Raw genomic sequence first — 14,168 nt, 5'->3', positions numbered from 1 at the left:
AGCGGTATAACTCGGATATCTGGTGTTCGGGAAGACGGTGCAAATCCGTCACTACCGCGTAACTGTAAGCGCTAAGAGTTTGGCATATAAGGTCACTGGGATCAGAGTCCTGGGAAGGCCGCTCAAGCTCCACGAGGCGCAAGTCAGGAGACCGGCCAGAGACGGGCTTAATTCAACTTCGCTGGGAGAGTTGAAGAGCATATCCACGGCCTTCCAGGCATCGTGGCGGCTGCCTATTTATCATCTCCCGCTCAGTGTCCGGCGATCTCAGACTGGATGCCAGGAGCGATGTATGCAGCATCAACCCGTCTCCGTAACCCTCGTGCTCGGCGGCGTTCGCAGCGGCAAAAGCCGGTATGCGCAACAAATCGGCGAACGTGCCGAGCGAGTTACGTTCGTAGCCACCGCGGAACGCCGCGACGATGCCGAGATGCACGCCAAGATCGAGCGTCATCGCGCCGAACGGCCCTCGTCCTGGGCCACCATCGAAGAGCCGCTCCACCTGTCCAAGACGATTCGCGAAGCAGGTAAGAATTGCGACGTCCTTCTCATCGACTGCCTCACGCTCTTCGCAGCGAACCTCCTCGAGGCCTGCGGTGACGACTCCGAACAGCTCCAGGCACATATCGCAGACCTCTGTCTCGCACTCAGCACAGCACCCTGCGCCGTCGTTCTCGTATCCAACGAGGTGGGGAGCGGCGTCGTTCCGGCCTACGAACTTGGCCGCCGTTTTCGCGACCTCGTCGGCGAGATCAATCAGCGTGTTGCCGCGACAGCGGACACGGTGCTTTTCATGATCGCGGGGCTTCCCCTCGCACTCAAAGGCTCCGTCCCCGCGAAGGTGCAATCGTGAAGGGATTTCTCATCACCGGAACCGCAAGCGGGGTGGGCAAAACCACCGTCACGCTTGCGATCCTCGCCGCCATGCGTCGCCGCGGGCTAATCGTTCAGCCCTTCAAAGGCGGCCCCGACTTTCTCGATACAGGCCACCATACGCGCATCGCCGGGCGCACCGCGCGCAACCTCGACACGTGGATGCTCTCACGCGAAGCGAACGAAGAAGTTCTCCGCCAAAACGCGGAGGGCGCCGATGCCGTCGTTGTAGAAGGCATGATGGGCCTGTTCGATGGCAAGGACGGCGCCACCGAAACCGGGAGCAGCGCAGAGATCGCCAAACTGCTGAAGCTGCCCGTCGTCCTGGTGCTGGATGCCAGCAAGAGTGCCAGGAGCATCGCTGCCGTCGTCCTGGGCTTCGAGCACTTCGACCGCGAGCTTCCGCTGGCAGGCATTATTCTCAACCGCGTCGCCAGCGAGCGCCACTTCAGGATGCTCGAAACGGCGATCCTCTCCGCCTGCCAGACACCTATCCTCGGCTGGCTGCCGCGCGAGCCCTTGATCTCCATTCCCGAACGGCATCTCGGCCTGCGCACGGCAGAGGAGTCAGAAGACCACGAGCAACAGCTCGACAGGCTGGCCGCCCTCGCGGAAGAGCACCTTAATCTGGACGCGCTCCTCTCGCTTGAATGCGGACTGGATCTCGAACAGGCTCCCTCACTGCGAGAGACACCGAAGACCACCGTACGAATCGGCGTAGCGCGAGACCGCGCATTCTGCTTCTACTACGAGGACAACCTCGATCTCCTGCGCCAGCACGGTGCAGAGATTGTGCCGTTCAGCCCCTTGCTGGATGCATCGCTTCCCTCTGACCTCGATGCTCTCTACCTGGGCGGCGGTTATCCGGAGCTCTATGCGCAGCAACTCAGCGCAAACACCTCGATGCTCTCATCGATTCGAAACTTCGCCGCCTCTGATCGTCCTGTCTATGCCGAGTGCGGCGGCATGATCTATCTCTCGCAGCGGCTCACAGCAGCCGACGGCACAGCGCACAACATGGCGAGCGTGCTCCCCCTCGCGATGGAGATGACGAGCAAGCTCGTTCGATTCGGCTACGTCACCGTTGAACTCACGCAGGATTGTCTGCTCGGCACACGCGGGACAGTTCTGCGAGGCCATAGCTTCCACTACTCTCGCGTCACCAACGCACCCACAATATCCACCAGCTATTGCGTGCAGTACTCCCTCTCCGGACAGCAGGAGGAGGAAGGCTACAGTCTCGGGAATGTTCTCGCGAGCTACGTCCATCTGCACTTTCGCACGGCGCCAGCAGTGGCACAGCACCTGGTGGAACAGATCCGGCATTCGGCAACAGAAGCTATCGCCCAGGAGACCCGATGAATTCCCTCACGCAACAACTCGATTCGATCACGCACGGCATCGAGCTCCCCAGCGAACTCTGGCGACAAAAAGCACGAGCGCATCTTGACACCCTTACGAAGCCCCTCGGCAGCCTGGGACGGCTGGAAGATCTTGCAGCCCAGATCGTCGCCATTCGCGAAGAAAAGTTCTCTGAGCCCATCAGCAAAGGCGTCTACGTCTTCGCCGCGGACCACGGGATCACCGCAGAGGGCGTGAGCGCCTACCCCCGCGAAGTCACGCACCAGATGGTGCTGAACTTCCTCGCCCAGGGAGCTGCGGTCAACGTGCTGGCGCGACTGCATCACGCAGAACTTCGCATCGTCGATGTCGGCGTTGACACCGAATTCAACGATATCCCCGGACTGCTCCACCACAAGGTTGCAAGAGGCACGCGTAACATGCTGCACGAGGCAGCAATGACAGACGAGCAACTGGCGCAGGCCCTCGCCGTCGGCGCGGAGATCGCCGCCAACGCCGTTGCCGCCGGGCAGACGATGATTGCCATCGGCGAGATGGGCATCGGCAATACGACCTCGGCCAGTGCCATCACCTGCGCCCTCACAGGCTCTGCAGCCGCTGAAGCTACGGGCCGAGGCACAGGCCTCAATCCTGAAGCTCATACCCGCAAGGTCAACGTCGTGCAGGCCGTCGTGGAGAAGCACTTCGGCGGTTCCGCTGCGAATGCTTCGCCGCTTGAAGTGCTGCGTTGCGTCGGCGGTCTGGAGATCGCCGCGATGGCCGGTATGGTTCTCGCGGCCGCACAGCACAAGCTCGTCATCGTCATTGATGGATTCATCTCCACCGCAGCCGCAGCCATTGCCGTTGCCATCGCTCCCAACACCCAGGGCTATCTCATCGCGGGACACCAGTCCGAAGAACCAGGACACAGGCTCCTGCTGCAGCACCTGAACCTTGTGCCCGTTCTGAGCCTCCACATGCGTCTCGGCGAAGGTACCGGCGCAGTGCTCGCCATGCCCATCCTCGAATCGGCCGTCGCGCTCTACACGCAGATGGCGACCTTCACCTCGGCAGGCGTGAGCGGAGCCGCGTAATGAGCCCGGCCGCCTATATCCGCAGGACAGGATCGGAGTTTCTCTCCGCCCTCCAGTTCCTCACACGTATTCCCGTCCCATCGCAACCCTACGAGGTCGACGCCCTCTCACGAGCTGTCAAGTTCTTCCCGCTCGTAGGCATTGTGGTCGGCGGTATAGCCGCACTGTTGCATCTTCTGCTCGCCCCGCATCTTCCCAGGCTTGTCGCTGCCTTCCTCGTTGTTCTATGCCTCGTCCTCGTAACAGGCTGCCTGCATGAGGACGGCCTGGCCGATACCGCCGATGGCTTCGGCGGCGGAAACGACCGCGAACAGATTCTGCGCATCCTGCGCGATAGCCGCATCGGCAGCTACGGAGGCATCGCGCTCGGGCTAAGCCTTCTTGGCCGCATCGTGCTGATCGCCTCTCTCCCCCTGGCACAGGTTGCCACCTATCTCATCGTGGCCCACATGCTCTGCCGCTGGACGACGCTTCCCCTCAGCTACTTCCTCCCTTCAGCCCGCACACAAACCGAAGGACAGGAGTTCAATGGACAGGGCGCGCGCATCGCACGCCTCACTTCAACCGGTACCCTCATCGGCGGCACCCTCTTCAGCTTTGCCGTCGCAGCCTGTCTGCTCAGAACGGGCGCGGTCGCTCCGATCCTTGTCTCTATCGCACTGACGGCGCTCACCGGCCTCTACTACAAACGCCGCATCGGCGGTGTTACCGGCGACTGCTTCGGAGCCACCAATCAGCTCGCTGAAATCGGCGTCTATCTCTGCGGAGCGTGGACCCTGTGAACGGCCTCCTCTTCATTCGTCACGCCCGAACCGACCTGGCGGGAACCTTCTGCGGACACTCCGACCCGCCACTCAACACCACTGGCCAACAACAGGTCGCAGACCTGATCGCGCGCCTCACAGCCGAACACTTCGATGCGATCTTTTGCAGCGACCTGCGTCGTGCCGTGGACACAGCAGAACCGCTCGCGCAAGCCTTCAAGGCACCGCTCACCCCCAAACAGGGCCTGCGCGAGATTCACTTCGGCGACTGGGAGGGCCTGACCTGGGCCGAGATCGAACAGCGCGATGCAGACTACGCGCGCCGCTGGAGCGAGACCTTTCCTGCTTTAACCGCACCCGGTGGTGAATCTTTCGCAGACTTCGAGCGCAGAGTCATGACTGAAATTACTCCTCTCCGCAGTCTTGCCGAAAGCCAGCGAATCGCCGTGGTCACGCACGGCGGTGTCATGCGCACCGTCCTGCGCTCTCTGCACGGTTGCAGCGAGCAGGAAGCATGGGAGAAAACGAACTCGTACTGTTGCACGTTCTCCTATCCAATCAACCTGGAGAGCCTATGAGCCACAAGCAGGTCCATGTTCGAGAGCTTGCCGCCTGGGGACTCGATGACTACGAGTTTCGCGCCGGCACCTTCGACCGCACGAAGCCATCGCAAGCCGAGCATCTGGTTGCACAGCGTACGCCCTTTCAGCAGTCAACCGTCGTGCTCGCACAAGAGAGCGCGCAGCTGATGGATGCGCTTCTGGAGCACGCCACAAGACCGGACCTGCTCGACGAGATGACAGGCCTCACCTGGTCTCTGGGTGTCGTCGATTTGCGATCTCTTCTCGCCTTTCAGCGCAGGCTCTCCTTCAACCCTGAATTTCCGCATCCCCCAGCGCCCGCGGCAAAAAACTGGACGGCCCTGCTCGACTTTTCTTTCGGTCCTGCAAAGCCCGTTCTCTTCGACCGGCTGCAAGACACTGCGGCCCACACCCTGGTCCTGCAATCGACAAACCCGAACCTGCACCTTCGGACCACGATCGACGCAGCTTTTCCGCTCAGCGTCCACGCAGGCGGCCCCTTCTTTGAGGTCGCGTCTTATCGTGACCGCTGGTTTCTGCGCGATGGCTATCATCGCGCCTACACTCTTCTACAGGCTGGTGTCTTCGAGGTGCCCGCAGTGATCGTCCGCGCCAACACGATCGAAGAGCTTGGCCCAACCAAGCCCTGGTTCTTTTCAGAAGAGCTCCTCTTCTCGGAAACACCGCCCCTCGTTCTGGATTTTCTCAACGACGAACTGGTCCTCGAATACAACCGCCCGGCCCTCATCAAGACACTGCGCATCACGATGGAAGAGACCCTTAGCCCGCAACATCAGGAGATCAATCATGAGCATTGCAACTAAACGCGGCGACGGCGGACAGACCGGCCTGGCCGGCGGCATCCGCGTCTCCAAGGCAGACCTTCGCGTCGAGTCCTACGGCTCGGTCGACGAGCTGAATACGGTCCTCGGATTCGCCCGCAGCATCTGCCAAAACAAGGAGATCGCTACCTGGACCGAAGACATCCAGCGAACGCTCTTTCGCGTCGGCTCTGCCCTCGCCACACCACCCGAGAGCAAGAAGCAGCCGCCGGTCGTCTCCGAAGAGGACATCGACAAGCTCACCAACCTCGTCCACCAGATTGAAGCGACCGAGGGCATCCTCTCCGACTGGTCGCTGCCCGGAGCCCATACCGAATCCGCGGCGTACGAGATGGCCCGCACCGTGTGCCGCCGCGCGGAACGCGCAGCCGTCCGCTTCATCGATAGCGGAGGCGTTGTGCAGCCCACGATCCTTCCCTATCTCAACCGGCTCTCCGATGTCATCTGGCTCTTCGGCCGTCTCATCGAGTTCAACGCGGGCGTCGAGTCGCGTCTTCGTCCCGAGTCCAAAGGCGGTCCTAAATGGTCGAGAGCCTGGTAAACCCCGAAGACCTGGCCTTCAGCGAATCCGAGCGGGCAGCAGTCTATCGCACGATCGCCGCGCGGCGTGATGTCCGCCGCGGCTTCGTCGTCGATCGTCCATTGCCCGATGAATTGCTCCAACGGCTGCTGGCCGCAGCGCACAGTGCCCCCTCGGTCGGGCTCATGCAGCCTTCACGCTTCATCGTGATTCGTGATCTTGCCACCCGCAAAGAGGTGCACAACATCTTCGAAGAAGCGAACCTCCAGGCGGCTGCCACCTACTCCGGAGCGCAAGGCGAACAGTACTCGGCCCTCAAGCTCGAAGGCATTCTTGAAGCGCCACAAAACCTCTGCGTGGTGTGCGATACGCAAGCCGCGCGCGGCCACAGGTTGGGCCGTCACACCATGCCCGAGACCGCGGCCTACTCGACCGTATGCGCCATCCAGAACCTCTGGCTGGCTGCGCGCGCCGAAGGAGTCGGTGTCGGCTGGGTCAGCATTCTCGATCCCGTGCGGCTCCGCGCAGTGCTGCATATCCCGGAACACATTCTTCCCGTCGCGTACCTCTGCCTGGGCTACGTCGATCAGTTTGCCTCGGCCCCTGACCTCGAACGCTTTGGATGGGAGAAGCGCGTGCCCCTTGCCACCGCCGTATGCTACGACCGCTACACGGAGGACACTGCCTCGTGAGAGCCCGCGCCATCATGGTGCTCGGAACCAGTTCGCACGTCGGCAAGTCTTTGCTGACGGCAGCGCTATGCCGCATCTTCGCGCAGGAGGGATATCGAGTCGCGCCCTTCAAGTCGCAGAACATGTCGCTCAACTCCGCCGTCACACCAGAGGGCTTCGAGATCGGCCGCGCCCAGGCGCTCCAGGCCGAAGCCGCAGGCATTCTCCCCTCGGTCCACATGAATCCCATCCTCCTGAAGCCCATGGGAAACATGACCTCGCAGATCGTGGTGCGAGGAAAGATCTGGGGCAAGCTCACGGCGTCCGACTACCATCTGCGCCGCGTGGAAGAGTTGTTGCCGGTCGTGCGTGAGAGCTATGAGATCCTCGCCGCGCAGAACGATGTCATCATCCTCGAAGGCGCAGGCTCGCCGGCTGAGATCAATCTCAAACAACACGACATCGTGAACATGCGCATGGCCGAACTCGCCGATGCCGCCTGCCTGCTGGTCGGCGATATCGATCGTGGCGGAGTCTTCGCCTCGCTCTTTGGCACCGTTGCCCTGCTTGAACCCCACGAGCAGGATCGCATTCATGGCTTCCTGATCAACAAATTTCGCGGCGACGTCTCACTTCTCGAACCCGGCGTCCGCATGATCGAAGAACGCCTCAAGAAGCCATGCCTCGGAGTTGTGCCCTATCTTCCTCAACTCACGATCGACGAAGAAGACAGCCTCGGGCTTCCCGCTCCCGTCTCCGAACATAGCGAGCCATGGTCTTCTACCAGCGATCCGGCAAGGCCACTGCGAATCGCCGTGATCGCACTGCCTTCTTTCTCCAACTTCACGGACTTCGACGCCCTGCGCGCAGAGTCCTCGGTATCGCTGCGATTCTGTCGCACGGCGGGACAGCTGACTCACGCCGACATCGTCATTCTTCCCGGCAGCAAACAGACGGCGGACGATCTATTGTGGATGCGCTCCGAAGGCCTGGCACCCCTGCTCGCAGATCATGCCCGCACCGGACTCGTTGTAGGCATCTGCGGCGGGATGCAGATGCTTGGCGAAGAGATCGCCGACCCACAAGGCATGGAACGCGAGGGAGTGATCCTCGGGCTGGGGCTGCTGCCGATCCACACGACGATGCAGCCACAAAAGGTCACAAGAATCAGCTCCGGCCAACTCATCGCTACCTCGCTCTTCAGCCAGCCCACGCCGCCTCTGCCCATCAGCGGGTACGAGATTCACATCGGAGAGACCCGCTACCTCGAAGGCGCAAAACCGTTTGCGCAGCTTGAGACTGAATCGACTGCGGACAGCCTTCTCGACGGTTGCACCGCACACGAAGGACGCATCTTCGGAAGCTACCTCCACGGCCTCTTCGACGACGACAACTTCCGCCACATCTTTCTCGCGGCTGCCCGGGCCTTCTATGGCTTGGCACGGGACATGTCTCTCAATCACTGGAAGCAGCAGCGCGAAGAGTCGTTGAATCGCCTTGCCGATACGGTGCGCGCCTCGCTCGACATGGAACAGATCTTCGCCTGCGCAGGCCTCTCCTACAGCGCACAAAACAGCAAGGAGACGCAGTCTTGAATCGGAGCACCCTTCTTCCCTCTGCTTATCTACTCGATCAGATCGCCGGCGATCCCGAGGAGCTTCCGCACCCAGTCCGCCTCATCGGCCTCGCAATCTCGCGTGGTGAGTCAGCGCTCCGCCATCCTGACCAAACCGTCGCATCCGAGCTCTTCTCAGGCGTAGCTCTCACCGTCGCCGTCGTTGGATCAACGTATTGGCTTACCGCAGGTCTGCTCCAGTTCACGCGCCGCTACTGTAGTTCTCTCGGAGACGCGACAGAGCTCCTGCTGGGCTGGACCTGTCTCGCGGCGCGCAATCTCGAACAGGAAGCTAGAGCCGTCACCGACGCACTACAGAACGACGATCTGCCTCTCGCACGCAAACGCCTTGCGCGGATCGTCGGCCGCGACACCGAACAGCTTGATGCACAGGAAATCAGCCGTGCAGTCATCGAGACTGTCGCCGAAAGTGCATCCGATGGAATCATGGCGCCGCTGTTCTACATGGCGCTTGGCGGTGTTCCCCTCGCGATGGCCTACAAGGCGATCAACACGCTCGACTCCATGATCGGCCACGCCGACAGCCGCTACTTCTACTTCGGCAAAGCTGCTGCCCGCCTCGACGACGCGGCAAACTACATTCCCGCACGCCTGACTGCTCTCAGCCTCGTCGCGGCATCGCATCTCGTCGCACCCTCTGACGCACAAGCCGCATGGCAGACCTGGCAGCGCGATGGCAGTAAACACAAGAGTCCCAACGCAGGCCAACCGGAGAGTGCAATGGCCGGAGCTCTGCATGTGTCGCTCGGTGGAGACAACACGTATTCGGGTGAACTTATCCCAGCGCAGCGCATGGGGCAGGAGTTCCCTTCCGCCAGGCCCTCCAAAGCAGTCCAGGCCGTTCGTCTCGTATCCATAGCGTCACTTGTTGGATTAACCCTGGGTGTTCTGCTAACTGCGCTCGCTCAGCCAAGGAAGCGAAGCTGATATGTCCTACCCTCTGCATGGCGGTCAACTCCGGCAGATTGCCGAACGATTCGGCATCGCTCCGTCGCAACTTCTGGACTTCAGCGCCAACATCAATCCCGCAGGCCCACCGCCTGCCGTGCTGACGACACTGCGCGCGAGTCTCGACGACCTATCGACGCTGACGGAGTATCCCGATCTGCAGGAGCTCGAACTCAAACAGTCGATCGCGCGCTATGCAGGCGTCGCCCCTGAAAACATCGCGGTCGCCAACGGCTTCGTCCCCCTGCTCGAAGCAGCCCTACGAACGCTAAAGATTCGTCGCTGCCTGCTTCCGGTCCCCGGTTTCGTCGAATATCGAAGAACACTTGAGCGTGCAGGCGTTGAAGTCTGCCTCCATGAGCTAAGCACTCAATCGAAATTCAGCTATGATCCCGCGGCATTGACCGCCGGACAGCACGACGCCATCCTCCTTGCGAATCCCCAGAACCCTTCGGGCGTCTGTCACAACGCTGAAACGCTGCATGATCTAGTCACGAGGGCTGCTGCAACAAACACCTACGTATTCCTCGACGAAGCATTCATCGACTACATCTCTGAGCACTCGCTCACAACAGCGGTCGATCGCTTCGCGAATCTGATCGTCTTTCGTTCCGTCACGAAGTTCCATGGCATTCCGGGCCTGCGAGTGGCCTACGCGGTTAGCCATCGTGCACTGGTGTCATCCCTCAACGAGAGCCTGCCGCCCTGGCCCATCACCACTCTCGCCTCTCGTGCTGTGAGCGCGGCTCTGGACGACCAGGCCTATGCTGTTCGTTCGAGGGCTGAAAACATTGAGCGCAGAAGCACACTGCAAAACGATCTAGAACGGCTTGGGCTTCTCGTCTATCCCTCGGCTGCGAACTTCCTTCTATTTCGACTGCCCTCGACCATCGATCCGGATCATTTCTGGCAGCACATGATCGTTGTTCACCAGATCGTCCTGCGCGCCTGCGCGAACTACGAGACTCTTCCTGCCGGACACTTCCGCGTTGGCGTTCGAACGCAGGAAGAGAATGCTCGTCTCTCGACGGCGATATCGAAATCGTTATCGCACTTCGCCGGAACCCGGTAGATCCCTCACAGGAGGCTCCGCGACCACCTCCGGCGGAATCACGCCGGCTGCCTTCAACTGCTTCTCGATCACTGCCGCCTGAATCTCGCTGTTGATCTCCGCGCCCAGCAGCAGCATGAGCCCGGTGATGTAGAACCACGTCAACAGGATGATGACAGCTCCCAGTGATCCGTACGTGAGGGTGAAGCTGTCGAAGAAGTGCAGATACACTCGCAGTCCCAGCGAGGCCAGCACCCAGCCCGAGATTCCGATGGCAGCTCCGGGAGTGATCCAGTGCCAGCGCTTGGCCTTCAGATCGGGAGCGAAGTAATAGATCGTGCTGAACTGCAACAACAGCAGACCACTGGCCGCAACCCACTGGATGAGATGAACGACAATGGCCGCAGTCGTTGCCAACGCATGATGCCAGATGCGCACATAGACCAGCTTCGCAATCAGGTCCCCGCCCAGCAGCACCCCCAGGTTCGCCGTCACCATCACCGACAGCAGCATCGTAACGAGGATCGCCGCGCCGCGCGCCTTCCAGTAGGGCCGCGACTCGCGCACCTTGTACACCGTGTTCATGCCATCCTGGATCGCAGCGAACCCCACCGACGCCGACCACAAGGCGGCTACCAATCCCAACGTGATCTTGCCGCCTGTTGCCGCAGCAGCCGTTTGGTTGAAGGTCTCGATGACGATGTTGTACGCCGACCCCGGCACCACCAGCGCGAGATAGTGCAACAAGCTGTCGTAGATGCGCGATGCCTGCCGCGCTGCCAGTCCCAGGATCGAGCTCGCGCAAACCAGCGTTGGAAACAGCGCAAAGAGGAAGTAATATCCCATCTCGGCCGCCCGGGAGAGCAGGTTGTCGCTCATCATCGCCTGGAAGGTACGCTTCCACACGAGCTTCGGACTTGCACCTTCAAAGTCCCACAGGCTGCGCAGCGGTGACTGCGCCACCTGATCCCAGATCCTCTGCGCCAGCGGATCGGTCGCCGTAAGTGTATGGTCTGTGACGCGCACTCGAGTTCTCCCAGCGTCCCTCCAATCAGATGCGCTGAAAGCCTTTGACGTCCAAAGTGTCCGCAGTTTTATCGCAAGCGCAAGCAAGACCCATCACCCAACCAATGAGATAGCCTAGCTTGAGAGGAAGACCGGGACATGCACTCCAGCGAATTTCGGAAGGTCGCAATGACAGGAATGCTGATGACGCTGCTAACCTCTTGTTCCAGGACACCTTCTTCGCCTGCCGCAAAAGTCGCGGCTCAACCTGCCGTCCAACCATCGGCAGGCTCCCAAACCATGAATACATCGACCGCAACCGGACACGTGAAGCTTCGGCTCCTGCCTGCAATTAGTGAGGACGTAGATTCCTTTCCGCGCGTTGTTCCTAACGAGAACGTATCGTCCCCTATGGCGGCGACGCTCAACTCAAAATTCGATCGCCTCGATTCAGATACACGCAAAGCACTTCACGAATGCAGGGCCGCTGAAAGAAAGATGCACCCGGACCAGGGCGACTCTGTCTACGAACACAAGCTGTCGATTTCCATGCGCGGTCCCCGTTATCTGAGCGTATTAACCGTAGACGCCTATGATTGCGGAGGGGCGCATCCCGAAAACAACGATGAAGCGCTGGTTTATGACGTCACCACAGGAGCGGCCATCGATTGGCTCACCATGCTCCCCGGCTCCAGGGTCGGGTACAAGGCAGAAGATGCTTCGTATTCATCCTCAGTGATCTGGCCCCCACTGCAACAGCTCGCACTCGAACAGGCCGACGACGACTGCAAAGATGTTTATCGCGAAAAAGATCTCTCGTTTATCCTTTGGCCCGATGCCGATCAGGGGGCCATCGTGGCGGAGGCAACCGGTCTCTCCCACATAAGCTCTGCACTCTGCGGAGAGCAGGTCGTGCTGGATATTCCTGCCGCACAACGCCTTGGAATTTCTCCAGCCCTCTTGTCTTTGCTAGCCACGGCCCACGCCGCCACACAGACCCCGGCGGCTAAAAACCACTGATTAGACAGATAACCGCGTAGAACAGGCTTTCAGATAGGCGCATGCAAGAAAGATAAGCTCCTGCAGCAAAGGCTCGAATTGCTTCTCTGGAGAAGTTGATTCCAGCAGCCTACGACTGACCCCAACCATCGCCCCCTGAAGCATCGAAGCCGCGAGCTGTGGATCGGTCGTCAACGGATCGGAGGAGCTTGCCAGCATGCCTGCAATCGCTTTATTGGACCGAATGCCTGACTGTTGCACGATCTTCGCTCCATCCACATCGGAGCTCACGGAGTAGAGAGCGACACTCGTCTTCACATCCTTCATCTTGGCCCGAAGGAAAGCGGTGATGAGAACGGTAGCCATCTGCGCAAGCGTTTGGCCCTCCTGCTCTCGGCAGGTACGAACGATAATGTTATGGACTTCGTCCAGATGACGCTTCAACGCAGCCTGTAAGAGAGCACTCTTATTGGGAAAGTACTGATACAAGGTTCCAACGGACACTCCCGCTCGCTGCGCTACTCTTGTCGTGGTCAGCCGCTCCTTTCCTACGCTGAGCAAAACCTGAATAGTCGCTTCGAGAATCGCGTCCACGCTGGCGACTGAACGCACCTGAACCGGCGTTTTTCGGGGAGATAAGGGGGATTTCAAGCTTTGCGGCAAATGCGAACTCCTAACCTGAAGCTTTCTTCATCTAACCACAGGTAAGACCACTAACAGTCAAGAGGAAAACAGAATGACGAATTCTAGAGATCTCAATGCCAGCTTCACGCTTCCAGGTACTTCGATGGCCGTGGACCGAATGGGTTATGGAGCCATGCAACTCGCCGGGCCGCAGGTCTGGGGACCGCCGCGCGATATCGATGTGGCCATCTCTGTTCTGCGCGAGGCCCTCGAGCTTGGAGTCAATCATATCGACACCAGCGACTTCTACGGGCCCCACGTCGTGAACCAGATCATCAAGCAGGCGCTGCATCCTTATCGGGATGGTCTTGTCCTCGTTACCAAGGTCGGCGCCCGGCGGGGTGAGGATAAGTCCTGGATCCATGCGCTCTCGCGGCAGGAGTTGATCGATGGCGTCCACGATAATCTCCGCAACCTCGGTGTCGACAGACTGGATGTCGTCAATCTTCGGGTGGGAGGACTCGCGGCCCCCACGGAGGGATCGATTGCTGAGCCGTTGACGGTCCTTGCCGAACTCAAACAACAGGGCCTTATTCGCCATCTTGGCCTCAGCAATGTCTCTCCAGCGCAACTCAAAGAGGCCGAGACGATCACCGAGATCGTCTGCGTGCAGAACTTCTACAACGTGGCCAACCGGAGTGACGACAGCTTTATCGAGGACCTCGCCGTACGAGGCATCGCTTACGTGCCGTTCTTTCCGCTGGGAGGATTTACGCCCCTACAGTCGGGAGTGCTCGATGCCGCGGCAGCATCCTTGCAGGCTACTCCGATGCAGGTTGCGCTCGCGTGGCTTCTGCAGCGCTCGCCCAATATCCTGCTGATTCCCGGGACTTCTTCCGTCGAGCATCTTCGCGAGAATATGGCGGCGGAGAAGCTGCAATTGCCATATGAGTTGATTGCGAAGCTTGATTCGATTGCTGGAGCTGCCGGTCAGTAGTTCGGTACGGACGCAGCCACCGCAATCCCTTTGATTGCGGTGGCTGCACGTAAGAAGGCGATTTAGTCGTTTCGGCTACGCCTTCACTCCAGCCTTCGGCAGAGAGGTATGAACCTGGAGTTCGGCCTTTTGTGGCATGGCTGAAGCCATGCCCTTGTATCTTGCGATGTGAGGCGTAACGATGGGTTACGTTTTGGCGGAGAGGCCGTCATGCCCTGAGGC

General features: G+C 60.1%; 15 protein-coding genes and 1 riboswitch. Of the genes, 13 read left to right on the top strand and 2 right to left on the bottom strand.

What is annotated here, in order from left to right:
- Positions 1 to 3: 3 nt before the first annotated feature.
- A riboswitch (cobalamin riboswitch) is annotated at positions 4 to 175 on the top strand.
- A gap of 117 nt (positions 176 to 292) precedes the next feature.
- The 11 genes from cobU to HDF15_RS13440 are packed head-to-tail and all read left to right on the top strand — an operon-like array spanning position 293 to position 10,342.
- Positions 293 to 853, top strand: a complete 561-nt coding sequence (cobU, locus tag HDF15_RS13490) for a bifunctional adenosylcobinamide kinase/adenosylcobinamide-phosphate guanylyltransferase (RefSeq protein WP_184256360.1) — start codon at positions 293 to 295, stop codon at positions 851 to 853.
- On the top strand, positions 850 to 2,235 hold the full coding sequence (locus HDF15_RS13485; protein ID WP_184256358.1) for a cobyrinate a,c-diamide synthase: 1,386 nt from the start codon (positions 850 to 852) through the stop codon (positions 2,233 to 2,235). The genes cobU and HDF15_RS13485 overlap by 4 nt, the downstream gene beginning before the upstream one ends.
- Positions 2,232 to 3,308: a nicotinate-nucleotide--dimethylbenzimidazole phosphoribosyltransferase gene (gene cobT / locus HDF15_RS13480; RefSeq protein ID WP_184256356.1), complete on the top strand. Its 1,077-nt coding sequence runs from the start codon at positions 2,232 to 2,234 to the stop codon at positions 3,306 to 3,308. Before HDF15_RS13485 ends, cobT begins: the two co-directional genes overlap by 4 nt.
- Positions 3,308 to 4,090 (top strand): adenosylcobinamide-GDP ribazoletransferase, encoded by a 783-nt coding sequence (gene cobS, locus HDF15_RS13475; protein WP_184256354.1) that lies wholly within the window; start codon positions 3,308 to 3,310, stop codon positions 4,088 to 4,090. Before cobT ends, cobS begins: the two co-directional genes overlap by 1 nt.
- The gene (locus tag HDF15_RS13470; RefSeq protein ID WP_184256352.1) at positions 4,087 to 4,650 is read left to right on the top strand and encodes a histidine phosphatase family protein; all 564 of its coding nucleotides are present in this window, start codon (positions 4,087 to 4,089) and stop codon (positions 4,648 to 4,650) included. Before cobS ends, HDF15_RS13470 begins: the two co-directional genes overlap by 4 nt.
- The gene (locus tag HDF15_RS13465; RefSeq protein ID WP_184256350.1) at positions 4,647 to 5,477 is read left to right on the top strand and encodes a hypothetical protein; all 831 of its coding nucleotides are present in this window, start codon (positions 4,647 to 4,649) and stop codon (positions 5,475 to 5,477) included. The genes HDF15_RS13470 and HDF15_RS13465 overlap by 4 nt, the downstream gene beginning before the upstream one ends.
- On the top strand, positions 5,461 to 6,036 hold the full coding sequence (locus HDF15_RS13460) for a cob(I)yrinic acid a,c-diamide adenosyltransferase (protein ID WP_184256348.1): 576 nt from the start codon (positions 5,461 to 5,463) through the stop codon (positions 6,034 to 6,036). Before HDF15_RS13465 ends, HDF15_RS13460 begins: the two co-directional genes overlap by 17 nt.
- Positions 6,018 to 6,707, top strand: coding sequence for a 5,6-dimethylbenzimidazole synthase (gene bluB, locus HDF15_RS13455; protein ID WP_184256346.1), 690 nt, complete (start codon positions 6,018 to 6,020; stop codon positions 6,705 to 6,707). The genes HDF15_RS13460 and bluB overlap by 19 nt, the downstream gene beginning before the upstream one ends.
- Complete coding sequence (locus HDF15_RS13450; RefSeq protein WP_184256344.1) at positions 6,704 to 8,281, top strand: cobyric acid synthase; 1,578 nt, start codon at positions 6,704 to 6,706, stop codon at positions 8,279 to 8,281. The genes bluB and HDF15_RS13450 overlap by 4 nt, the downstream gene beginning before the upstream one ends.
- The gene (cbiB, locus tag HDF15_RS13445; RefSeq protein ID WP_184256341.1) at positions 8,278 to 9,249 is read left to right on the top strand and encodes an adenosylcobinamide-phosphate synthase CbiB; all 972 of its coding nucleotides are present in this window, start codon (positions 8,278 to 8,280) and stop codon (positions 9,247 to 9,249) included. The genes HDF15_RS13450 and cbiB overlap by 4 nt, the downstream gene beginning before the upstream one ends.
- 1 nt (position 9,250) lies before the next feature.
- On the top strand, positions 9,251 to 10,342 hold the full coding sequence (locus tag HDF15_RS13440) for a histidinol-phosphate transaminase (protein WP_184256339.1): 1,092 nt from the start codon (positions 9,251 to 9,253) through the stop codon (positions 10,340 to 10,342).
- Here HDF15_RS13440 and HDF15_RS13435 read toward each other — a convergent pair.
- Positions 10,316 to 11,347, bottom strand: a complete 1,032-nt coding sequence (locus HDF15_RS13435) for a YihY/virulence factor BrkB family protein (protein WP_184256337.1) — start codon at positions 11,345 to 11,347, stop codon at positions 10,316 to 10,318. The genes HDF15_RS13440 and HDF15_RS13435 overlap by 27 nt on opposite strands.
- A 390-nt stretch (positions 11,348 to 11,737) precedes the next feature.
- Here HDF15_RS13435 and HDF15_RS13430 point away from each other — a divergent pair, with 390 nt between their 5' ends.
- Positions 11,738 to 12,346, top strand: a complete 609-nt coding sequence (locus tag HDF15_RS13430) for a hypothetical protein (RefSeq protein WP_184256335.1) — start codon at positions 11,738 to 11,740, stop codon at positions 12,344 to 12,346.
- Here HDF15_RS13430 and HDF15_RS13425 read toward each other — a convergent pair whose 3' ends face one another.
- Positions 12,347 to 12,988, bottom strand: a complete 642-nt coding sequence (locus tag HDF15_RS13425; RefSeq protein ID WP_184256333.1) for a TetR/AcrR family transcriptional regulator — start codon at positions 12,986 to 12,988, stop codon at positions 12,347 to 12,349.
- Positions 12,989 to 13,061: 73 nt separating this feature from the next.
- Here HDF15_RS13425 and HDF15_RS13420 point away from each other — a divergent pair, with 73 nt between their 5' ends.
- A complete protein-coding gene (locus tag HDF15_RS13420) occupies positions 13,062 to 13,946 on the top strand; it encodes an aldo/keto reductase family oxidoreductase (protein ID WP_184256331.1) in 885 nt (294 codons plus the stop codon).
- The last annotated feature ends 222 nt before the right edge of the window (positions 13,947 to 14,168 follow it).

Origin of the sequence: Granulicella mallensis (genome assembly GCF_014203225.1) — a bacterium.
Lineage (GTDB): Bacteria > Acidobacteriota > Terriglobia > Terriglobales > Acidobacteriaceae > Granulicella > Granulicella mallensis_A.
Note: the sequence above shows the minus strand (reverse complement) of the source record. Positions and strands in the feature narration are given on the sequence as shown.